Below are 22099 nucleotides of genomic sequence, written 5' to 3'. Positions count from 1 at the left end.
TCCATAAATAACTTAATAACGTTCACTATTGCACATTAAATAACTTATTCCAAGATTGGAGACTCAGAAATAGTTGCGAAATCTTGCCCATAACTTGCATTAACTACAGAACGATTGCGGCCCGTTTTTTTAGCTTGATATAAGGCTTGGTCAGCGAGTTTAAGTACTTCATCAATGTTCAGTTGCTCAATCGGCCAACCAGATATACCAATAGATACATTAATGCAGCCAACAGGGTCAATGTAGCTTTCAGATATCCGCATCCGCAAGCGTTCTGCAAGCTGATACGCCCGTTTGACCTCAACTCTTGGCATGATCACAATAAATTCTTCTCCACCAGTACGAGCAACAACGTCGCTATCACGAGTTACATCTAACAAAATTTTAGCAAGCGACTGCAATACCACATCACCAATATCATGCCCAAATTCGTCGTTTACCCGCTTAAAGTGATCAATATCGATTGCCAAAACTGCAAACGGGCAGCGCTGTGCAATAAAATGACTTAACTGCGCATCAAAGCTTCTACGGTTGTGTAACCCTGTTAGTGAGTCTGTCTGTGCTTCTTGACGTAACAAACCAATTTTACTGTGTAATAAACCAACTCCCTTTAACATTGCTTTTCTAAGCTCATTACTTTCAAAATACCATGAACGAATTAGCATTAACTCGCGTGTTGTGGTTGGCCTATCCAACGTATTTGCGGTTTCAGCAAGTTGCCTCAATGGGCTCGCTATTTTTCTAGCTAATACCCAAATTAATATTAAAGTGATGACACCCACAGGCGCCGTTTTTATGAAGACTTGCCACATTAAATTATCAAGCGGTGCTAATGTGTCTTCAAGGGGTCGTTGTGCAATGACTCCCCAAGGAGCAACGGTTAAAGGAGCAAAGCCAGCCAACATTTCAACCCCTTTGCTATTACTTAATAGTTCAGTTCCGGCTTGCCCTTTCAAAACAGCCTTGATCACAGGGTTTTCAAAAACTTGCTCCCCTATCCTTTTTGTATCAGGGTGATAAAGCAAGCGATGATTCTCATCAACAACATATAAATATGAACCATCGCGATAATAGTGAACTTGTAAAAGCTGGTTTAGAATGCTTGTGCGCTTCAAATATAATGTACCGCCGACATAGCCAATGAATTCACCTTGCTTATCAAATAAAGGCTGAGAAATAAAAATCAGCAAATTTCCCGCCATCGAAATATACGGTTCGCTGATCATCGGGGTTCGATAAGAAAGCGCAGCTTTAGTCCCAAAACTATCAACTTTGCGATTTTTAAGTTTTAAGGATTGCGGTGATACCCCTAAGATATCGCCTTGTTTATTAACAATAATGGTCGAGTTAAAACTGTTAGTTTGTAATCTCAATCGTTCTGCTTCAGCATTTATCAACCCTTGATTATTAAAGTCATTTTCAAGAATTTTACCTACATAAGCCAGTTGCTGCTGCGCCGCCAATAAAAAATTATCGGTGGCCGATACCAGTTTAGCTGCGTAAGCTTTGTGATTTTCAAGCGTTTTATCTATTAGTTGTTGCTTTTGAACTTGATAGCTCGAGTAATAACTGTTTAGAAAGGTGATTAGCGTTGCCGAAAACGCTAATAATAAAATTAAGCGGCGCAGATTTAAACCTGCCTTAAGACCATTAAGCACTGTAATTCTCACATCAAAGCCCAATGTCCATATCGGGTACATCTAATACATTTATACTAGCAATTTATCACTACAGCCTCTATAAAACTTTCGTCATAATTTGATTTAGCTCAATGATGATGCAATAAAATCAAAATTTATATTGACAAATAAACTTGCCCAAAAGGAATAATTTATTACAATAAAGAAAAAATATAGAAATTTTTCATGTTTAAACATAGTTCTGCGATCATCAATAAACTCCCTTCACATCGCCTGATGGCGTTAGATGTAATGCGCGGTTTGACTATTACCGCAATGATATTAGTGAATAACCCTGGCAGCTGGGGAGCGATGTATTGGCCTTTAAAGCATGCTGACTGGCATGGTTGGACACCTACCGATTTAATTTTTCCGTTTTTTATTTTTATTGTCGGCATGTCTATCACGCTATCAGTAAATAGCTTGCGTGCTAAAGGGATCAGTGATCAACACATACTAAAAGCAGGGGTTATTCGTACCATTAAACTCATTGCTCTCGGTTGGTTTTTAGCCTTGTTTTATTACAACTTTCGAGATCCTTCTTTTAGCTGGGTTGATGACAAGTTATTACAGCTGCGCGTGTTAGGTGTGCTGCAACGTATCGGTTTGGTCTATTTAGTAGCTCTGTGTTGTTATCTTTATTTATCACCTAAGAAAATAGCCATTACTTGCATCGCTCTTTTATTATTTTATGGTGCCGCCATGCTTTATATCCCGTATACCTTGCCAAACGGCGAGGTAGTGAGTGGTTTATGGTTACATGGCAATAACTTAAGTGCCTTCATAGACAATACCGTACTTGGTAGTCATCACCTGTATTATGCCAATGCTAAGCCACTGCCATTTGACCCTGAAGGACTGTTCTCAACACTGCCTGCCATTGCAAGTGCGCTAAGCGGCATATTGGCTGCGGTTTATTTAACTAAGCAACCCGACCTTAAAAAACAAGCCCGTACACTTATCTTACTGGGCACATTAGCCGTTATTGCTGGCTATGCGATTGCACTAATAACACCTATCAATAAAGCCTTATGGACGCCGAGCTATGTGCTACTCAGCTCAGGGCTTGCAGCGATTTTCTATGCACTGTGCAGTGCTATTTTAGATATTTATAAGCTGCGTAGTTGGGGCGCTCCGTTTATTGTATTTGGTGCGAATGCGATATTATTTTTTATGTTTGCGGGCGTGTTTGCACGGCTATTAATTATGATCCCGCTCGGCGATAGCAGTTTAAAAGGCAGTATTTATGGCTTAATACAATTAGTGATCAGTAATGATCACCTCGCTTCATTTAGCTTTTCACTGCTGTTTTTAATGGTGTCTTATGGTGTGATGTACGGCTGCTACCGCAAAGGCATTTTTTGGAAAGTGTAAGCTTTAAAAAATAGATGAGCCAGTCAGCAACTGGCTCATCAAATTAGCAATTAAGCCTGTTTTATTGCATGGCTTTGCTTATCGAGTAGATACAAAATTGACTGATAACTAATGCCACTGTGTTCAGTTAAACCAATTTCGCAACTACGGCTATTAGACACGCCGCGATTACAGTTCTTTGGTACCTGTTGTTTAAGGGTTTTTAACGCATTGCCATTGAGTTCTGGCAAGTTAAAGCCCTTATCACCTGCAAAACCACAACACTCAATATCAGCTGGAATAATCACCTCATTACTACATGCCTTGGCAAGTGATACTAGGCTTTGCTCTTTACCTAATCGCTTAGAACTACAAGTAACATGGAGCATCACCGGATCTTGCACGGGGGTTACCTGCAAATTAGGCAGTAAATGTTGGGCTGCAAAATCAGCACTTTCATAAATTGTGAGTGCCGTATTTTGCGCGGTATTAAGAGTAGTAAGTGCACAAGGGCTGGCATCAAAAACAATGGGATATTGGCCATTATTTGAAAGCGCCTCGAGCTCAGTAAGTAACTGCTTACTTTTATTTTTAAACTCTTCATTAAAGCCTTTACTAGCAAATGGCATACCGCAACAAAGTGAATCTACTTGTTGCGGAAGTAGCACTTCATAGCCTGCTTTGGCAGCGAGTGAATAGATAACATCTAGCAGTGGGCGCTTATCATCGGCAAACTTATCGGGGGCAAAAATCCGGCTTGCGCAGCTTGGCATATACACCAACTTTTTCGTTTGTTGGAGCTGCTTGAATTGCTTATTAATTGGTTGCTCAGCTCTTGGCCATGCCGAGTAATACAGCGGTGTACCAAGCAACTTATTGGCAGGCTTGCTTAGGCTTCTTAGCTTACTGCTGCCGATTGCTTTTTCGAGCACCTGCATCACAGTTAAACCAAACCGTGCACCCTTAGCAACAACCGCAAAATGCTTGCTAGCAAAACGTGATAATGATCGCGCAACTTTGTTCGATGAGGCTTGCTCTGCTCTGAGCGATTTTATAAATTCGCCCGTGTTTATTCCCACCGGGCATTTAAGGCCACAAAGGCCCGTTGCCGCGCATGAATCTATACCTAAGTATTTAAAGTCGGCCTCGATAACACTGAGCTTTTGATTTAACTTCTGCTTGCTTGCTAAATCTTCGGTTGTTAGCAATTGATTGTGTAGCTCTGTGCGGTGTCGCCATAAAGTAATACGCTGCCTCGGTGTTAAGCTAAGCCCTTTTGACGGGCAAACAACTTCGCAAAAACCACATTCAATACAGGTATCGATAATATCATCACTTTTTGGCATGACTTTTAAATGCTGAGTGTGAGCATTTTTGTCGTGATTTATAATAACCCCAGGATTAAGAATATTTTGTTTATCGAATAATGCTTTAAGCGCAACCATCACCGCAAAGCCATCGTCTCCCCATTCGGTGGCAACAAACGGTGCCATGTTACGCCCAGTACCATGCTCAGCTTTTAATGACCCTTTTAGTTCAACCGCCACTAAGTTCGCCACATCAGCCATAAATTGCTCGTATCGGCTTACTTGCTCTGGTATATCGAAAGCTTGGGTGAATACAAAATGCAGATTTCCGGCAAGGGCATGCCCAAAAATAATGGCTTCATCATAACCATATTTGATAAATAATTGATGCAGCGCATTTACGCCCTCAGCTAATTTATCAAGAGCAAAGGCAACATCTTCAATAATCACAGTAGTGCCAGTTTCGCGCACTGCGCCAACAGCAGGAAAGGTACCTTTACGGATATTCCAAAGTGCCGCATTACGGGCGCTGTCTGCTGAAAACTCAATCGCTGCCAGTTGGCTTTGCTTAAACTCAGCAAGAAGTTGTTCGGTGACCTTAGTGAGCACATCGAGAGCCTGTGCATTTTCAGCTCTTAACTCAATTAACAGTGCCGCTGATTGCTCTGGGTAGCTGGCCACTTCTTTTGGCATTATGGCGTGTTCAGATACCGACATCAGGGCACGTTTATCTAGCAGCTCAACGGCCGCAACATCAACTTCACTCAGCCTTTGTACCAGCTCACACACCTTGCTGATATCGTCAAAAATAAAGAAACCTGTGTGTTTGTACTGATGCTCAACCACGGTGTGGTAAGTGATATCGGCGATAAAAGCTAAGGTGCCTTCAGAGCCGATAATTAAGTGCTTAATGATTTCGATTGGATCAGAAAAATCCAGCAGTGCATTTAAACCATAACCCGTGGTATTTTTTAAACGGTATTTATGGGCGATGCGCTCACTCAAATCGGGGTTTTGCTTTACCCTATCAACAAGGCTCATTAGCTCATCAACCCAAAGACTATGGCTTTGTAAAAAGGCATTACAGCTTTGGCTATCAGCCGTATCTAGCACAGTGCCATCGGCAAAAATGAGGGTCATATCTTTTACTGTGTGATAGCTGTTTTGCGCCACCCCACAACACATGCCCGATGAATTATTTGCCGCCATTCCGGCTATTTTGCAGCTATTAATTGAAGCGGGATCAGGGCCAATTTTTTTACCAAACGGGGCCAATACTTGATTTACTCGAGCACCAATGATCGCCGGTTGTAAACGGATTGCCTCGGCGTCATCAATAATCTCAAACTTGCTCCAACTATCGCACAATAAAACTAATACCGAATCGGTAATTGCTTGCCCAGATAAACTCGTGCCAGCGGCGCGAAAAGTAATGGGAACCTGTAGCTCGTTGGCAGTAATGATCACTTGCCGTGCTTGATTTTGATTGCTCACTAATACAATTAACTCAGGGATTAATCGATAAAAGCTAGCGTCAGTCCCGTACGCATAACGGCGCGAGTAATCTTCTATTAATGCAGACTCTGGTAAAAAAGGTTTAATTTGCTGTTTAAATGCGTGCAATCGAGTAAAAGCCATCTCGCCCCCAGGCTTGTCATATTTACGCTGATGATTATGGAATATATTATTACTTTAAATTGTACTAAAAAGCGACCCATTAAATTGATAAATTATCAACTTGCCACGCTTTTCACCAGTATAAAGGTTTGGTTACTTAAGCTTATTAGCCCTATTTGGTGATCTAACTTAGCTTTTTGCAGTCGGACTCAAAAACCGCTAGGGTAGCAAAAAAATACTGTATTTATATTTAAAAACCCATTAACATCAAGAATAATTTATTCTAAAAACTAAATAAGCGTTTTGCTTTGGAGCTTGCTGTGTTAAATAAGTTTGCACTATCGTCACTGGTTATCGGATTAGGATGTTTCATGCCATTACAATCATCATTTGCTGAGTCTGCATTAACTTTAAAACAACAGTTAGGGCAAAAGCTCATGCTTGACCTACGTTATTACTGCGAGCAAGACCCGGGTGAGCAAAAATGCCGTACACCGGTGACAGAGCTGCCGGCTGATTTAGCAAATATCATCACTAAACATAACATTGGTGGGGTGATTTTATTTGCAGAAAATATCGAAACCGTGCCGCAAGTGATCAAACTTAATAATGACTTACAAAAAGCCGCTGCTAAGTCAGAGTTAGGCTTACCGCTATTTATTTCGATAGACCAAGAAGGTGGCCGAGTTGCCCGTATTCCTCGTGATGTAGGTACGTCGTTTACCGGTAACATGTCGATTGGCGCGACCTATAAAGAACATGGCACCCACTTCGCGACTGAGTCTGCACGCATTATTGCCGACGAGCTATTGGCACTAGGTGTAAATGTTAACTATGCCCCCACGGTTGATGTAAACATGAACCCAGATAACCCAGTTATTAACGTGCGCTCTTACGGTGAAGATCCGCAATTGGTGGCAAAACTAGGTGGTGCCCAAGTGGCAGGGTTTGAAAACAACGGCGTTATTTCATCGTTAAAGCACTTTCCGGGGCATGGCGATACCAATGTAGATAGCCACACAGGCCTGCCAAAAGTAATGCATGATAAAGAAACCATTTGGCAACAAGACTTACCCCCTTTTAAAGAAATTATTAAAAACCAACAACCGGGTATGATCATGACTGCACATATCCAATACCCAGCCCTCGACGACAGCACGTTTGTCAGTAAAGAAGGCAAAACCATGATCAAACCAGCAACGATGTCGCGCAAAATCATCACCGACTTATTACGTGACGAACTTGGTTATCAAGGTGTGGTGATCACAGATGCTCTCGATATGGCCGGGATCAGCCACTTCTTTGAACCAATTGAAGCGGTAGTAAATACCTTTGCAGCGGGTGTTGATATTGCTCTTATGCCAATTGAAATCAGAAGCCCTAAAGACTTAGCAGTACTTGAAGCCCTGATTGAGCGATTAGAACAAGAAGTACAACGCGGCACGTTAAATGCCAACGAAATGAGCGCTTCTGCTACACGTATTTTAAAACTTAAAGAAAAGTTTAAGCTCACTTCGTTGCTTGATGACAAAGCAGCCATCAAAAAAGCGCAGCTTTTACTCGGTGATCAAAGCCATAGAAAAGTAGAAGCCGAATTAGCATTAGCTGCTATCACTGAAGTGAAAAACGAAAAAAACACCTTACCGCTTAGCATTAAACCGAACAACAAAGTGCATATTATTATGCCAGATACCCGTAAATGCTATGCTCTGCAGCAGGCGTTAATTGACAACACCGATAAGTTAATCAGCTTTAGCTGCACAAGTTTGCAAGGTTATGAGCCGCTTGCAACATTAAAAGAAATTAACGAAGCGGATATAATCATTGCCGCCAATGCGTCACCAAAACAAAGTGCTGTTGAAGTCGGTGGGATGGATGACTTAGCTGACAACCCGGAGTTTGCAATTGCTAAAGCCGACCAATCTGCGGCATTAGAGTCATTGCTAAAACAAGCAAAATTAGCCCATAAGAAGACTATATTTGTAAGCTTACGTGCCCCTTACGATATTGCCCAATTCGGGAAATTTAGCGACGCTGTACTTGCTACTTATGCTTACAATATTGATGTAGATACTGATGAGAAAATTGCAGGGCCAGCTTTCACAGCGCTGGCAAAAGTATTACTAGGAAAAGCTCCTGCAAAAGGACAGCTACCCGTTACTATTAATGATATGAACTGAGTGTTATTGTAAAACTATCAGTTAAGCATTTGGTAAGGATCGGTATATGCAAAAAAATGCATCATTAACCACTCCCGCAGCTATACGAAAAATGGTTCGCGCAGGAGATTACAGTGGTAATACATCGGGCTTTGCACCGGGCTTTGTGCAGGCTAATTTAGTCATTTTACCCAAACAGTACGCGTTTGATTTTTTGCAGTTTAGTCAAGCAAACCCAAAATCGTGCCCAATTATTGCCTCTAGTCGCTTACCGGGCGTTGCCGATATGCCAAGTGTTGGTGAAGACATTGATATTCGTAGCGATTTACCTCGTTACCGCGTCTTCAAACTTGGCCAAATGGTTGAAGAAGTAACCGATATTACCCGTCACTGGCGCGACGATTTAGTCACCTTTTTAATTGGTTGCTCGTTCTCATTTGAAGAAGCGCTGATTGCCGCAGGTCTTGAAATCAGAAACATCAGCGAACAAAAGAATGTGCCTATGTATGTGACTAATATGGCGTGCCAGAGTGCGGGAATTTTCCACGCCAATATGGTTGTGAGTATGCGCCCGATGAAACCTGCCGATGCCATTCGCGCTATCCAAATTTGCAGCCGCTTTCCAAGTGTACATGGTGCGCCAGTGCATTTTGGCGACCCTGCTGCAATTGGCATTAAAGATATTAACAAACCTGAGTTTGGTGATGCGGTGACCATTAAAGAAGGCGAAGTGCCCGTATTTTGGGCCTGTGGTGTTACTCCACAAGTCGCGATTGCCAACGCGGCTCCTGATTTTTGTATCACGCATAGTCCAGGACACATGCTGATCACTGATATTCCAAATAGTAAAATGGCAGCGTTATAAATGACGATGAAATTAAACTGCGACCTTGGTGAAAGCTATGGCATGTGGAAAATGGGCTTAGATGAGCAAGTTATGCCACATATTGATATGGCAAATATTGCTTGTGGCTTTCATGCTGGCGATGCCGATGTGATGGCAAACACCCTAGCCCTAGCCAAGCAGCACAAAGTAATGGTTGGCGCGCACCCAAGTTACCCAGATAAGCAAGGTTTTGGTCGCCGCTCAATGGTTATGAGCGAAAAAGAGCTGACCAATTGCCTGCATTATCAAATTGCTGCAATTGACGGTATGGCTGCAGTACATGGTTTAACGCTCGAATACGTTAAGCCACATGGCGCACTGTATAACGACATGATGAGTGACGAGCAAACGCTGAATATTGTCATGCGCGCAGTGGCAAGTTATGCAAAGCCATTAAAATTAATGATTTTAGCTACCAACCAAGCTGCCAAACACAAAGTGCAAGCCAACGATCTGCAACTAGAACTCATTTTAGAAGCGTTTGCCGACCGTCAATACACAGACGAAGGTAAGCTTGTTTCACGTTCTTTAGCGGGCAGCGTACACGACAAAGCGGCGCTAATGGCGCAGGTTAAACAGTTAGTTGCACATGGCACAGTTACAACGCGAAGTGGTCAGCAGATGGCACTTAATGCCGATAGCCTGTGTGTACATGGCGATAATGAAGCGGGTATTACACTCATTCAAGAGATCAAAGCACTATGTCAGCAAGCCTAAGCGACGCTGCGCTCAGCCAACACATTGAAACCATGATGGTTGAACAAAACCCACGTGGTATGCAGCATTTATACGCAAAACAACTAACGGGTACGTATTTACGCGCAGCAAAATACCTTTATAAAGTACAAGGTACTGTGTTGATAGGTACGGGCTTTGCGGTCAACAATACCTTCGAGACTGATGGTCCGGTTGGTGCAATTGCACTTTACAAGGTACTCGAAAAGCTTGGTAAACAGCCTATTTTGGTTACTGGCAACCCCCTTTACAGTGCCCTGAAAAATGACTTTAACTGTTTTGAGCTACCTATAAATAGCATTGATAATGCACACACTTTTAGCATTAAAGCCCTTGCGCAGCTAAAACCTGAGTGTGTTTTATCAATAGAACGCCCGGGGCTTAACGAGCATCAGCGTTATTATAATATGCGCGGTATTGATATTTCGGAGCATTGCGGCTGCTTTGATTTTTTTGTGACAGAAGCACCTTGCCCCACCATAGCGATTGGTGATGGCGGTAACGAAATAGGCATGGGTAACCTTGCACAGCATATGCAAGCGCTAAACATCACTCCTTGTTTAACAACCTGTGATGAGCTGTTACTCGCCGATGTATCTAACTGGGCAGCATACGGACTCATTGCCTTTTTAAGTCGCTGGCATAACACTGATTTGTTGGCTGATATTGAGCCACTCAACATTTTACATTACCTAAGTGAGCGCGGTAGTGTCGATGGCGTCACCCATAAAAATGAGCTCACCGAAGACGGCCTGCATGCAATGCATGGTCAACAATTAATAACTCGGCTTCGCCAACTTGGCGGCTTTACGACAGAGAATGAGGTTTAACAATGGGCACGGTATACCTAAACGGTGAATACCTTGGCGCTGATGAAGCAAAGATTTCACCCATGGATCGCGGCTTCTTATTTGGCGATGGCATCTATGAAGTGATCCCATCATACCAAGGCAAAATGCTTGGCTTTGGCGCACATATTGAGCGTATGAATAACGGTTTAAACGAACTTGAAATTAAGCTCGATTACAGTGCCGATAGGTGGCGTAAAATCTGTAATGATTTATGCGAGAAAAACCAAGGTGATAATCTAGGGATTTATTTGCACGTTAGCCGCGGCGCCGACACTAAACGAGCCCACGGCTACCCAACTAATATTACCCCGACCGTATTCGCGTTTGCGTTTGAAATTCCGGCAGAGCCAAAAAGCGATATCGACAATGCAACAACTTACACCGTATCACTTGAGCAAGACCGTCGCTGGCAACGTTGCCATATTAAATCAACGGCACTGCTTGGCAACGTGATCCATTTCCAGCACGGTGCAGCAGCGGGCAACAAAGAAACCATTCTATTTAACCGCTTAGAAGAAATTACCGAAGCAAGTTCAAGTAATGTGTTTATAGTAAAAGATGGTGTGATCGGCACGCCACCACTTGATAACCAAATTTTACCGGGGATCACCCGCTGGTTAATCCTCAATATTCTTCACAGTTACAGTAACTTTAAAGTGCAAGAGCGCATTATTAGTAAAGACGAGTTACTTGATGCCGACGAAGTATGGATCACCAGCGCCACTAAAGAAGTTGGCCCAGTTGTAAAAGTAAATGGCAAGTTAGTTGGCGATGGTAAGCCTGGTGCAGTTTGGCAACAAGTGCAAAGCTTGTTTACCAAGCATAAGTTTGATTACTAATTTAATCGCACTCAAAAACAAACGCCTACTGCAAGTAGGCGTTTTTGTTTTAGCTTTTATTTGCTTTATAAGGCCAAGCTTGCAAGAGGCCGTCACTGGTTTCTGAATATAGTTGCTTACCATCGTAAGCCACACTCAGAACCGACGTTCGCTGGCGCTGTTGTTTAGCTTCGTATTCAGCGATTAGTTCACCATCTGCAACGCGATATAAACGCATCTTCATTTTTGGCGAGCCCGTTAATAGCCATTTATCTTGATTAATAAATTGCGATGCGGTGAATTCAATAAAGTTAGAGTATGAGGCCACTTCTGATAGTTCTTTTTTCTTGGCTAAATCAAAGAATACACGATCATCAACCGAGTCAATTGCAAAGCCCAAGCTTGCTGTTTTATTTAAAGTAACGTGATTCACTCTGGTCGCTAAACGCTCTTCAAAACGAGTGCTGCCATCGCTCGTTGACCAAAGCTTTACGTACTTGTCGCTCGAGCCGGTAAACGCCCACTGACCATCAGCCGATAACGCCACGCTATTAATATCTAAACGATGAATATCAAAACGCTTAGTATCACCTGTACGGGTATTTATTACCTCAGCCTTGCCGCTACGATAAGCGATAACCAACGTATCGCCTACGGCTGAAATAGCGATGTCTCTGGCGATTTCTTGCCCGGTGAGCCAAGTACCAATGCTACGCCCTGTGCGAGTATCATATAAAGTCACCGATAATCGATTTGAAATGAAAAAACGAGATTTGTTAGCGCTAAAACCCACAAGCTCAACATGTTCAGCGCCCTGCCCTGTTATACAATCGTATAGACGCGCTTTTAACTGATTATCCCAAACGCACACCTCAGATTGGGTTGCCACTAACGCGTGACTAGCATCCTCGGTTAGTGCCGTGGCACTTAGTAACTCATTGCCATGGGCAAACTCACTACTAGCAGGGGCAGTAAACACCTCACCTCCACCACAGCCCACAAGGCTTAGTGCAAATACACAAGCAAGAGGTTTAAACAGTTTCGACGTCATGATTATTCTCAATTTTATAATTATTTTGTATAGAGGCAGTGTAATGAAAATAAGCGGAAGTTGGTAGGGGAACTAGCTGTCAGCTTTCAGCCGTCAGCCATCAGTTTTTGTAGGCGTGAAATTTATTTCGCGCGAAGCGCTGGCAGCTGTGCGATGCAGCGGCGCGCCATGCAAGCATGGCGCCTACAAGAAACGATTATTGGTCTGTTCTGCTCACGATTTCGTAGCCTTTGGCTTCATAATCGTTGATGCATTTTTGAAATTTATTTTGAAGTTTTATTTCATCAAAAAAGCCTAGTGAGTATGCATCACACTTTACTTTCATATGTTCACTGTTTTCCAAAACCGCATTTAGTTTGAGCTCAGCAAAACCAAATTTATAGGCTAATTCTGTGAACTGTAAATACAGAACCAAAAGCAGTACAGCGAGAAGGGTAAGCGTTAGTGTATTTTTCATTTTTATTTCCTTTAAAAGTGTTGGTAAAAAGACTGGAGCAATTATCGAACCAACAATATAACCTCATATAAATCAATAAAATGGATTATTCACGCAAAAGCATAGTTGATATTTCCACCAATAAATAGTGAAAAAGACAACTATTTCCTAAAATAAATACAACCGTATTGTGATGTGTGTTTTTAAGGTGCGAGAAACGAGGTTGGAGGTGCTTTAGCGCCGAACAACCCTTCCAATTCGCTGCAAAAATGGATAACCCTTAACTATAAACAAACATATGAACAAATAATCAAATATTACAAAAAGTTGAAATTACTTTGCGATTGCTAAATGTTTTCTTTATCATTTTAGGTACAGACAACATTACAAGGAAGCAATATGTCTTGGTCAAAACTTAATAAAACTATCAATGCTAACTCTGTTATTCCACTTGACGCCCTTAGCTGTCGCGATTTTGGTGTGAAACTACCCGCTGATTTTCCTTTCAGTAAAGTAAAATTTACTTTCCAAGCACTGGCGATGCTATCCCAACTGAATGACTATGATATAAAAATGGTTTGCGCCGATATTATGCAAATATGTGCCAATCCCAATGCGCAAAACTCAATCAAGCATAGTCGTAATCCGTTAAGACGCTTATGGCGAACTAAATACCCGTTTCGCAATTATCATTTTTTGATTGAGTATTCACTAAAAAATGGTTTTATAAACCTAGAAGACATCTTATTTGATAAACAATTACTAGGTAAGAAAGATACATTTTCTGCTGAGCGTACCATGCTGTATGAAGTAAAAAGACGGAGCAATCATAGCTATAATAAAGCTATGGAAGAAAATGATTTGAGAAAAGTACAAGGTGCGTGGGATCCAGTACCCACGCCTACTACAAGAGTTAATACAGAACATGCTGCAGTCAATGGTATGCTTAATGAGCTTACAAAAGCAATGTGGTTAATGGGCACCCACCTAGATAGAGCCTATGAAGGCGATGGTATTAAAGCTTATACTTTGTTTCATAACCCAACTGATAACCCCTACCTCGATTTAGTTGAGAGTGCCTTTGATAAACGGCTAGGGACTAAGTCACACAATGCGCAGCATTTAGCCGCGGTACTTGCGCAAAATAGTCAACAAGGTAAACAGGTTAAATGGCTTGTGCATAGCCAAGGTGCCATTATCTTTTGTGCCGCCCTTGAGCACTACCGAATTTATTACGGTAAACCTCTTACAGGCCAGCAATTAGCGGTGCATGGCTCTGGGGCTAATTTAGAGCGCCTAAAAAGCATCGCTCATTCTGTTGGCATAAAAATAGTTTCCGTTCGTAATAATCCTTATGACCTTGTGCCAAATTTAGCCGGCCGTAATGATTTGTCGGCAAGTAGTTTTGTTCGCTCTTTGAAGTTTAGAGGTCTTGTAAAAGGGGAGGACTCAGGTGCCAGTCCACATACGCTACCGTTTTTAGGTTTAGTGACCTATGCTGACCAACTGCAAATGTTGGGTTATCACGATAAAGCTCATACGGTAAGAACATTTATTAAAACGCTACCGTCAACGGACCCTCGATTATGATTAATTTACTAAAAGCATTTACACGCGGCTTTATAGGTGGCCCAAACTTTGATAATAATGTACACCACCGTTTCATTTTGGAAGATAAGCTGCTTACGCTGGATTTGCCTAACAGTAACGTTGCCGCTGCACCTTCGACAATAGACATATCTTTTCCTTATAATTCAAAAAATTGGTATGAACAACATAAAGAAGATTTCTACTACCACGAATACGTTCATATGCTCACAAAAAACTGGATGTATCTTCCGCCATTAAATTATTTACCAAGCAGTGAATATGGCATGCTAAGTTGCCAACTACGCATAAAGCGAACCACAAAAATTAATGTATTAGATACAGCGCAACTAAAACACTTTGTCATTAACGAATATGATATTTTTCATTGGGGGCCTGACGGTAGAAATACTGAAATTAAAAACGACACCTCACTAGAGTCAACTAAAAGAGCTAACCCGTGGAGTAAAGAAGCATTGGAAGATGAAATTCTTGGACGCATTGAAGTATATGGCTACCCGCCATTACCTGCCGCCAAAAAAACTGCTATCAACCAGCTAATTTGGGTATTTTATCAAGAAAAAAGAAATAACTGCTTAACCCGTCAAGACTTTTATTGCTTGCCACTCAGCGAGTGTGCTTTTTTAGAGGTTGAGTTTAACCATCGTGTTGACCGTTCAGATAAACACAAAAAGTGGTCAAAACATGCTCTTGCATCGCAACAACGGATTATGGAATCAATTAAGCTCAGCGACATACCCGCTGAGCATGATAACTTGATAACAGATAACGCTGAGAAGCATGGTTAATTTACTTAAAGTATTTACACGCGGCTTTATAGGTGGCCCAAACTTTGATAATTGTGTACACCAGCGACTTGTTTTAGAAGATAAGTTGCTTACGCTGGATTTGCCTAACAGTAACGTTGCCGCTGCACCTTCGACAATAGACATATCTTTTCCCTATAATTCAAAAAATTGGTATGAACAACATAAAGAAGATTTCTACTACCACGAATACGTTCACATGCTCACAAAAAACTGGATGTATCTACCGCCTCTTAATTATTTACCAAGCAGCGAGTATGGCATGCTCAGTTGCCAACTACGCATAAAACAAACTAATAAAATAAATGTACTTAATACTGAACAGTTGAAACGTTTTCTAGTTAATGAATACGATAATTTTCACTGGGGACCTGAAAGTAGAAATGTGACTATTACCGAAGAAATTAAGATAAGAAGGAGTAAAAGTTCAGTAACTTGGACTGACGATGAAATAAACGAAGAAATCGAAGAGTATATAAAATTACATGGGTACCCTCCTCTTCCTCCAGCAAAAGACGTTATTTTTAATAATCAACCTTGGGTGTTTTATCAAGAAAAGAGAAATAATTGCTTAACCCGCCAAGATTTTTATTGTTTACCACTCAGTGAGTGTGCCTTTTTAGAGGTTGAATTTAACCACCGTGTTGACCGCTCTAATAAACACAAAAAGTGGTCAAAACATGCCCTTGCATCGCAACAACGGATTATGGAATCAATTAAGCTCAGTGAGATACCCGCTGAGCGCGATAATTTAATAACAGATAACGCTGAGAAGCATGGTTAATTTACTTAAAGCATTTATACGCGGCTTTATAGGTGGCCCTAACTTTGATAATTGTGCACACCACCGCCTTATTTTAGAAGATAAATTGCTAACCCTGAGTGTGCCCGATAGCAATGTTGCTGCTGCGCCATCGACTATTGATGTCTCATTTCCTCACAACTCTACAAGTTGGTTTAATCAACATAAGAAAAGTTATTTACACCATGAGTATGTTCATATGCTCACTGAAAACTGGATGTATTTACCACCTGTTAGCTATTTACCAAGTAGTGAGTATGGCATGCTCAGTTGCCAACTACGCATTAAGCAAACAAATAAGATAAAAGTACTTGATATTGATCAGTTGAAGCATTTTGTGATTGATGAATACGATAGATTTCATTGGGAACATGAGGGGCGAAACGTTAGTATTACCAAAGAAGTCAAAGCTAGAAGGGCTAAAAGTTCAGTCGATTGGACAGAAGCTGAAATAAACGAAGAAATCAAAGAGTATATAAAATTGCATGGTTATCCTCCTCTCCCTCCAGCAAAAGACATAGTTATCGATCAACTAACTTGGGTTTTTTATCAAGAAATAAGAGATAATGATCGCTCTCACCAAGACTACTACTGCTTACCACTCAGTGAACATGCTTTTTTAGAGGTGAAGTTTAACCACCGCGTTGACCGCTCTGATAAACACAAAAAGTGGTCAAAACATGCCCTTGCGTCGCAACAACGGATTATGGAATCAATTAAGCTCAATGACATACCCGCTGAGCATGATAACTTGATTGCTGATAATTCAAGGTATGTTTAAAATTTCCATCTTTTCAAATGGTTCAAAGAGGCTGCAAATAGCTTAATCTATTCTGCGACATAGAATCTCGACTACATAAGCTAGGCCCTGTTTCCTAGAGCCTAGCGCCTGTTAACTTTCAATCTGATAGCTGACGGCTGAAAGTTTACAGCTCACTTTCCCTCGCTCACTCCCCTCACCCATGCGTAAAACAAAACACATTAAGTTTGTTACCGTCTAAGTCTCTAAAGTATCCCGCATAAAAGCCGGGCATTTCGCGTGGGCCGGGGGCACCTTCATCTGTGCCACCTAGTTCTATGGCTTTTTTATAAAAGGCATCTACTTGGGCTGGGGTGTCGACTGCCAGAGCAATCATAGTGCCGTTACCTACTGTGGCTTTTTCATCGTTATAAGGTTTGGTAACCGCAAAACCGGGCTTATCTTGGCCTGTGCTCCATGCCACAAAGCGGTCAGTTTCTAAAAAGCGCTCGGCGCTTAGAGTGGCGAACAATTCATCGTAATACTTTACTGCTTTAGCTAGGTTGTTAGTGCCTAACATGATGTAACCTATCATTGTGTGCTCCTTACGTTTAAAAGTGTCTGTACTCAACATAAAAGGGAAATGACCATCTGTCTATTGATTTCTCCATTCATCGCAATGGACTATATTTCTGATGGTTGTTACTTTATAACAGGTTAACACGCCCTAATTTCTGCTCACTAACAAGGAAATAAAATGAAGTTTAAAACGTCTTTAGCACTGCTTGCAGCAGCCAGCTTTTACAGCCATGCAGGAGCTAGCAATACCTTTCAACTTGAAAATGTTTTTGATCTTGAATACGCCAACCAAATAGAAATGACAAAAAATGGCGATACAATTTACTTTGTGCGTAATCGCATGGATATTAAAAGCGACCGTAAAGTCAGTAATATTTGGTCAGTAAACCCAGATGGTAAAACCATGCTACCGCTAACGTCTGGCGTGCATATGGATTACTCTCCGGTATTGTCACCAGATGAAACTCGTTTAGCGTTTATTTCTACCCGAGATGGTAGCAGCCAAATCTATGTAAAATGGTTAAAAACCGGTAACGTAGCAAAAATTAGTAACCTAACGCAAAGCCCTGGCGGATTAACTTGGACGCCAGATGGCAAACAATTGGTGTTTAGCCAGTTTGTGCCAGCAAAATCAGCAAGCCCAGTGTCTTTACCGGGCAAGCCTGAAGGCGCTAAGTGGGCAGAGCCAGCTAAATATATTGACGATACCTATTACCGTGCCGATGGCGGTGGCTACTCTGAAAAAGGTTATCGTCACTTTTTTATCATCAGTGCAACGGGCGGCAATGCACGTCAATTAAGTTCTGGTGATTTTGATCATGGTGGTGCTATTAGCTTTAACGAACAAGGCGATGCGTTTTATTTTTCGGCTAATCGCTATGAAGACAATGAATTACACCCAACTGAATCTGAAATCTATAAACTTAGCTTAGCGGATCGTTCAATTACCCAAATAACAGACCGTAAAGGCCCAGATTCACGCCCTAAAGTCTCGCCAAATGGTCGTTACCTTGCATACACAGGCTACGACGACAAAAAAACTAACTATGAAAATAACGACATTTATTTACTTGATTTAAAATCAGGCAAAACCTCAGTACTCACTGCTGATTTAGACCGTAGTGTCGAAAGCATTAAATGGGATGATAGCGGCAGAGGTCTTTATTTTAGCTACGATAGTGAAGGTAAAACTCACCTAGCTTACCAGCCGCGTAGTGGTAAACATAAGGTGATTACCTCAGAGATTGGTAGTGTCGCCTTTGGTCGCCCATATTCAGGTGGTGACTTTGATGTGAGCGAAGATGGTGAAGTTGCATTCACACTTGCAGATACCCAGCGTCCAGCTGATGTAGCATTAATTAAGCGTGGTAAAACCGCACGTTTAACGCAATTAAACGAAGATGCGCTGGGCGACAAAGAGCTGGCTAAGGTTGAAGAAATTTGGGTTAAATCAAGCCAGGATGGCTTGGCTATTCAAGGTTGGATTGCTTACCCGCCGGGCTTTGATAAAAACAAAAAGTATCCACTTGTTTTAGAGATCCACGGCGGTCCTGTTGCAAACTACGGCCCTCACTTTAGCCCTGAAGTACAATTATACGCAGCCAAAGGTAATGTTGTACTGTATATGAACCCACGCGGCAGTGACTCATACGGTAAAGAGTTTGCGCAAACAATTCATCATAACTACCCAAGTAATGACTTTGATGACTTGATGACAGGTGTTGATGCTGTCATCAATAAGGGCTTTATTGATGAGAGTAAGTTGTTTGTCACCGGCGGTTCAGGTGGCGGTGTTTTAACTGCATGGATTGTAGGTCATACAGACCGCTTTGCAGCCGCTGTTGTTGCTAAACCTGTAATCAATTGGATCAGCTTTGTACTAACTGCTGATTTCTACCCTTTCTTTGCTGACTATTGGTTCCCAGGTAAACCATGGGACAATATTGAGCATTATATGAAGCGCTCTCCAATTAGCTATGTGGGCAATGTAAAAACACCCACTATGCTGTTAACTGGTGAATCAGACTATCGCACGCCGATTTCTGAAACCGAGCAATTTTACCAAGCGTTAAAGCTTCAAGGCGTTGATACAGCGATGGTGCGTATTCCTAATGCCTCACATGGTATTACCGCGCGCCCATCAAACCTGATGACCAAAGTCGCCTATATTCAATGGTGGTTTGATAAACATAGTAAGTAGTTGCGGGTTGCGAGCAATAGTTTAGGTGCGGCTTTATGCCGCGCCATATATAAACCATAACGCGGGATAAACCCGCTGCTATTTTCTAACTTTTGAATTTCAATCTGAAAGCTGACAGCTCTCTTTTCTGTAAACCCCCTTTACATTCAAAATGTGAGTAACTCCTTACATACACTTCTCAAATATCGGACATTAATCCAAAAGCAGTTAGTAAAAAATCGGTTTATAGCCAAAATCAGTAACTTGAGTTAGTAAAAAATCGGTTTGTGCCGCTAAAAACCTAGCTTCAGTTAGTAAAATTTTGGTTTGTAAGGGTGTTGAGTTGGTAAAAAATCGGTTTATGGCTTGAGTGAGTTGATAAAAAATCGGTTTATAAATCGCTAGATTCTACAAAACAACATTAAATTGCCGTTTATATGACCTAATTTTAGCCATTGTAGAGGCTGTGCTCTGCCAATAAGCCCTAAATTAAGGCTCATGAGGCGGAGGTAGTTAAATCCTGATCTAAAATTCTTAAGCTGGTAAATGCGTGATCTGTATTTTTATAAAGCTAGTAAATGGCTGATCCAAGACTTGGTTAAAGAGTGATCCGAGATACGAGGTGCGAGATGCGAGGTGAGAGATGCGAGTCTGATGGCTGACGGCTGAAAGCTGATAGCTAAAAAGCGAAAAAGGGCCCGAAGGCCCCTAACAACATTATTGAATAGCTATAAAGGAAACTACATTACAACTTGGTTAGAACTGGTTCATGGTATTTGCTTCACCACCGGCTTTAAGCGCATTTTCACCAGAGAAGTACTCTTTATGAGTATCACCAATGTTAGAACCTGCTAGGTCTTGGTGTTTCACTGATGCTTGTTCACGGCGGATTTCTTGACGTTGTACGTCGCGAACATACGCCAGCATTCCTAGGTCGCCGAAATAGCCTTCTGATAGGATATCAGTGCTTAGCGCCGCAGTATGGTAAGTTGGTAGCGTGATTAGGTGATGGAAGATACCCGCTTCACGTGCACCATCTTTTTGGAAGTTTTGTACAAGTACGTCTGCTGCCGCAGCAAGCTCTGTGTCATCCATTTCTGGCGCCATTAATGCCTTATTGTCATCAATGCTTGGGTAAGCAGATAGGTCTTTACCTTGTTCTTGCCATTCAGCATAAACTTGCTCACGGAATTTAAGTGTCCAGTTGAACGATGGTGAGTTGTTGTATACCAGCTTAGCATTGGGTACTTGCTCTTTAACGCGGTTAACAAGCTCAGCGATTTGTTTAACGTTTGGCTTTTCTGTTTCAATCCACAGTAAGTCTGCGCCTGATTGTAAGCTAGTTACACAGTCTAGAACTACGCGGTCTTTCTCTGTGCCTTCACGGAACTGGTATAAACCATTATCTAAACGTGTTGGTTTGCAAAGCTGACCATTCAGCTTCATTGCAGTGTCGCCTTCGTTTAAGTCATCCACACTGTTTACTGGTGTTGTTTCAAGGAACGACGTGTATTGGCTAGCAAGGTCGCCAGGAGTTTTAGATACTGGCACTTTTTGAGTAAGGCTTGCACCTAATGAGTCAGTACGAGCAACGATAATACCGTTATCAATGCCAAGCTCTAAGAATGCGTAACGAACCGCGTTAATTTTTGCTAGGAAATCTTCATGCGGTACAGTTACTTTACCAGCTTGGTGACCACATTGTTTTGCGTCAGATACTTGGTTCTCGATTTGGATAGCACATGCACCCGCTTCAATCATCTTTTTAGCAAGTAGGTAAGTTGCTTCTTCGTTACCGAAACCCGCATCGATATCAGCAATAATTGGCACAACATGGCTTTCGAAGTTATCGATTTTATTTAGTACTGCTTGAACGTCACCGCCGTTTGCTTTCGCTTCGTCTAGGTCTTTGTAAAGGTGGTCAAGTTCACGTGCATCAGCTTGCTTTAAGAAAGTGTAGATTTCTTCGATAAGCGCTGGAACAGATGTTTTTTCATGCATACTTTGGTCAGGTAATGGACCAAACTCAGAGCGAAGTGCCGCAACCATCCAGCCACTTAGGTATACATAGCTGCGTTTAGTTGTTTTGTTATGACGTTTAATTGCCATCATCATTTGTTGTGCAGTGAAACCATGCCAACAGCCTAATGATTGTGTGTATTGGCTGTGGTCAGCATCGTAAGCTGCCATGTCTGCACGCATAATGTCTGCAGTGTATTGAGCAATGTCTAGACCCGTACGAAAACGGTTTTGTAAGCGCATACGGCTAGCGTATTCTGGGTTGATTGACTGCCACGTTTTGCCTTGTGTTTGACATAAAGTAGCTAAGTTATCGGTTTCGCGTTGATATGTTATCATAATAAAAATCCTTCGAACGGGTTATCTATTTTTTGTTAGTGAGAGTGGCTACTTGGCGTTTGCTTCGTAGCGCTTAATTCAACATTAGGCGGATTTTTGGAATTTAGTAAATTTATAGTTGTTATTACCACTATAT

The 22099-nt window shown here is 41.8% G+C and carries 17 protein-coding genes; 11 read left to right on the top strand and 6 right to left on the bottom strand.

The window, feature by feature from the left end; all coding sequences use genetic code 11:
* Positions 1–44 precede the first annotated feature (44 nt).
* A complete protein-coding gene (locus IMPJCBKJ_RS00980) occupies positions 45–1670 on the bottom strand; it encodes a sensor domain-containing diguanylate cyclase (protein WP_235373207.1) in 1626 nt (541 codons plus the stop codon).
* Between the two features lie 195 nt (positions 1671–1865).
* Between IMPJCBKJ_RS00980 and IMPJCBKJ_RS00975 the strand changes: the two genes are divergently transcribed.
* Positions 1866–3053: a heparan-alpha-glucosaminide N-acetyltransferase domain-containing protein gene (locus IMPJCBKJ_RS00975; RefSeq protein WP_138619016.1), complete on the top strand. Its 1188-nt coding sequence runs from the start codon at positions 1866–1868 to the stop codon at positions 3051–3053.
* Positions 3054–3103: 50 nt separating this feature from the next.
* On the opposite strand, the gene IMPJCBKJ_RS00970 is transcribed toward IMPJCBKJ_RS00975, so the two are convergent.
* Entirely contained in the window at positions 3104–5977 is a 2874-nt protein-coding gene (locus tag IMPJCBKJ_RS00970) for an FAD-binding and (Fe-S)-binding domain-containing protein (protein ID WP_166338241.1), read from the bottom strand.
* Between the two features lie 350 nt (positions 5978–6327).
* On the opposite strand from IMPJCBKJ_RS00970, the gene IMPJCBKJ_RS00965 reads away from it, so the two are divergent.
* Genes IMPJCBKJ_RS00965 through IMPJCBKJ_RS00945 form a run of 5 tightly spaced genes read left to right on the top strand, consistent with a single transcriptional unit; the run spans position 6328 to position 11426 of the window.
* Positions 6328–8136 (top strand): glycoside hydrolase family 3 protein, encoded by a 1809-nt coding sequence (locus IMPJCBKJ_RS00965; protein WP_166338239.1) that lies wholly within the window; start codon positions 6328–6330, stop codon positions 8134–8136.
* 46 nt (positions 8137–8182) lie between these two features.
* Positions 8183–8980 carry a putative hydro-lyase gene (locus IMPJCBKJ_RS00960; protein WP_166338237.1) on the top strand — a complete coding sequence of 266 codons (798 nt, stop codon included), beginning with the start codon at positions 8183–8185 and terminating at the stop codon, positions 8978–8980.
* 6 nt (positions 8981–8986) lie between these two features.
* Positions 8987–9718, top strand: coding sequence for a 5-oxoprolinase subunit PxpA (locus IMPJCBKJ_RS00955; protein ID WP_166338636.1), 732 nt, complete (start codon positions 8987–8989; stop codon positions 9716–9718).
* A complete protein-coding gene (locus tag IMPJCBKJ_RS00950; protein WP_166338235.1) occupies positions 9703–10566 on the top strand; it encodes a glutamate cyclase domain-containing protein in 864 nt (287 codons plus the stop codon). Before IMPJCBKJ_RS00955 ends, IMPJCBKJ_RS00950 begins: the two co-directional genes overlap by 16 nt.
* 2 nt (positions 10567–10568) lie before the next feature.
* Positions 10569–11426, top strand: a complete 858-nt coding sequence (locus tag IMPJCBKJ_RS00945) for an aminotransferase class IV (RefSeq protein WP_138619026.1) — start codon at positions 10569–10571, stop codon at positions 11424–11426.
* Between the two features lie 49 nt (positions 11427–11475).
* Here the strand turns inward: IMPJCBKJ_RS00945 and IMPJCBKJ_RS00940 are convergent, their stop codons facing one another.
* Both IMPJCBKJ_RS00940 and IMPJCBKJ_RS00935 read right to left on the bottom strand, forming a co-directional pair.
* Positions 11476–12456, bottom strand: coding sequence for a WD40 repeat domain-containing protein (locus IMPJCBKJ_RS00940; RefSeq protein WP_138619028.1), 981 nt, complete (start codon positions 12454–12456; stop codon positions 11476–11478).
* A gap of 196 nt (positions 12457–12652) precedes the next feature.
* Positions 12653–12913: a hypothetical protein gene (locus tag IMPJCBKJ_RS00935; protein ID WP_166338233.1), complete on the bottom strand. Its 261-nt coding sequence runs from the start codon at positions 12911–12913 to the stop codon at positions 12653–12655.
* Positions 12914–13291: 378 nt separating this feature from the next.
* Here IMPJCBKJ_RS00935 and IMPJCBKJ_RS00930 point away from each other — a divergent pair, with 378 nt between their 5' ends.
* From IMPJCBKJ_RS00930 to IMPJCBKJ_RS00915, 4 genes are read left to right on the top strand one after another with little or no spacing between them, the layout of a single operon-like run.
* Positions 13292–14482, top strand: a complete 1191-nt coding sequence (locus tag IMPJCBKJ_RS00930) for a hypothetical protein (RefSeq protein WP_166338231.1) — start codon at positions 13292–13294, stop codon at positions 14480–14482.
* Positions 14479–15288, top strand: a complete 810-nt coding sequence (locus IMPJCBKJ_RS00925) for a hypothetical protein (protein WP_166338230.1) — start codon at positions 14479–14481, stop codon at positions 15286–15288. The genes IMPJCBKJ_RS00930 and IMPJCBKJ_RS00925 overlap by 4 nt, the downstream gene beginning before the upstream one ends.
* Positions 15281–16090: a hypothetical protein gene (locus IMPJCBKJ_RS00920; protein WP_166338228.1), complete on the top strand. Its 810-nt coding sequence runs from the start codon at positions 15281–15283 to the stop codon at positions 16088–16090. The genes IMPJCBKJ_RS00925 and IMPJCBKJ_RS00920 overlap by 8 nt, the downstream gene beginning before the upstream one ends.
* Entirely contained in the window at positions 16083–16889 is an 807-nt protein-coding gene (locus IMPJCBKJ_RS00915; protein ID WP_166338226.1) for a hypothetical protein, read from the top strand. Before IMPJCBKJ_RS00920 ends, IMPJCBKJ_RS00915 begins: the two co-directional genes overlap by 8 nt.
* Positions 16890–17064: 175 nt before the next feature.
* On the opposite strand, the gene IMPJCBKJ_RS00910 is transcribed toward IMPJCBKJ_RS00915, so the two are convergent.
* Complete coding sequence (locus IMPJCBKJ_RS00910) at positions 17065–17442, bottom strand: VOC family protein (RefSeq protein ID WP_138600122.1); 378 nt, start codon at positions 17440–17442, stop codon at positions 17065–17067.
* A 162-nt stretch (positions 17443–17604) separates the two neighbouring features.
* On the opposite strand from IMPJCBKJ_RS00910, the gene IMPJCBKJ_RS00905 reads away from it, so the two are divergent.
* Positions 17605–19626: a S9 family peptidase gene (locus IMPJCBKJ_RS00905; RefSeq protein WP_166338224.1), complete on the top strand. Its 2022-nt coding sequence runs from the start codon at positions 17605–17607 to the stop codon at positions 19624–19626.
* Between the two features lie 735 nt (positions 19627–20361).
* Here the strand turns inward: IMPJCBKJ_RS00905 and IMPJCBKJ_RS00900 are convergent.
* Entirely contained in the window at positions 20362–21963 is a 1602-nt protein-coding gene (locus tag IMPJCBKJ_RS00900) for an isocitrate lyase (protein WP_138599735.1), read from the bottom strand.
* Between the last annotated feature and the right edge of the window lie 136 nt (positions 21964–22099).

This window comes from Pseudoalteromonas sp. MB47 (assembly GCF_011319765.1).
Taxonomy (GTDB): Bacteria; Pseudomonadota; Gammaproteobacteria; order Enterobacterales; family Alteromonadaceae; genus Pseudoalteromonas; species Pseudoalteromonas simplex.
The sequence above is the reverse complement of the archived record's forward strand: the minus strand, read 5'-3'. Positions and strand labels throughout refer to the sequence as shown.

What these genes read in the sequence shown, in the direction of transcription:
- IMPJCBKJ_RS00905 (WP_166338224.1), top strand. Translation starts at nt 17,605, where the DNA reads ATGAAGTTTAAAACGTCTTTAGCACTGCTTGCAGCAGCCAGCTTTTAC.
- IMPJCBKJ_RS00940 (WP_138619028.1), bottom strand. Translation starts at nt 12,456, where the DNA reads ATGACGTCGAAACTGTTTAAACCTCTTGCTTGTGTATTTGCACTAAGC.
- IMPJCBKJ_RS00950 (WP_166338235.1), top strand. Translation starts at nt 9,703, where the DNA reads ATGTCAGCAAGCCTAAGCGACGCTGCGCTCAGCCAACACATTGAAACC.
- IMPJCBKJ_RS00935 (WP_166338233.1), bottom strand. Translation starts at nt 12,913, where the DNA reads ATGAAAAATACACTAACGCTTACCCTTCTCGCTGTACTGCTTTTGGTT.
- IMPJCBKJ_RS00925 (WP_166338230.1), top strand. Translation starts at nt 14,479, where the DNA reads ATGATTAATTTACTAAAAGCATTTACACGCGGCTTTATAGGTGGCCCA.
- IMPJCBKJ_RS00965 (WP_166338239.1), top strand. Translation starts at nt 6,328, where the DNA reads ATGCCATTACAATCATCATTTGCTGAGTCTGCATTAACTTTAAAACAA.
- IMPJCBKJ_RS00970 (WP_166338241.1), bottom strand. Translation starts at nt 5,977, where the DNA reads ATGGCTTTTACTCGATTGCACGCATTTAAACAGCAAATTAAACCTTTT.
- IMPJCBKJ_RS00930 (WP_166338231.1), top strand. Translation starts at nt 13,292, where the DNA reads ATGTCTTGGTCAAAACTTAATAAAACTATCAATGCTAACTCTGTTATT.
- IMPJCBKJ_RS00910 (WP_138600122.1), bottom strand. Translation starts at nt 17,442, where the DNA reads ATGATAGGTTACATCATGTTAGGCACTAACAACCTAGCTAAAGCAGTA.
- IMPJCBKJ_RS00920 (WP_166338228.1), top strand. Translation starts at nt 15,281, where the DNA reads ATGGTTAATTTACTTAAAGTATTTACACGCGGCTTTATAGGTGGCCCA.
- IMPJCBKJ_RS00975 (WP_138619016.1), top strand. Translation starts at nt 1,866, where the DNA reads ATGTTTAAACATAGTTCTGCGATCATCAATAAACTCCCTTCACATCGC.
- IMPJCBKJ_RS00945 (WP_138619026.1), top strand. Translation starts at nt 10,569, where the DNA reads ATGGGCACGGTATACCTAAACGGTGAATACCTTGGCGCTGATGAAGCA.
- IMPJCBKJ_RS00900 (WP_138599735.1), bottom strand. Translation starts at nt 21,963, where the DNA reads ATGATAACATATCAACGCGAAACCGATAACTTAGCTACTTTATGTCAA.
- IMPJCBKJ_RS00915 (WP_166338226.1), top strand. Translation starts at nt 16,083, where the DNA reads ATGGTTAATTTACTTAAAGCATTTATACGCGGCTTTATAGGTGGCCCT.
- IMPJCBKJ_RS00960 (WP_166338237.1), top strand. Translation starts at nt 8,183, where the DNA reads ATGCAAAAAAATGCATCATTAACCACTCCCGCAGCTATACGAAAAATG.
- IMPJCBKJ_RS00955 (WP_166338636.1), top strand. Translation starts at nt 8,987, where the DNA reads ATGAAATTAAACTGCGACCTTGGTGAAAGCTATGGCATGTGGAAAATG.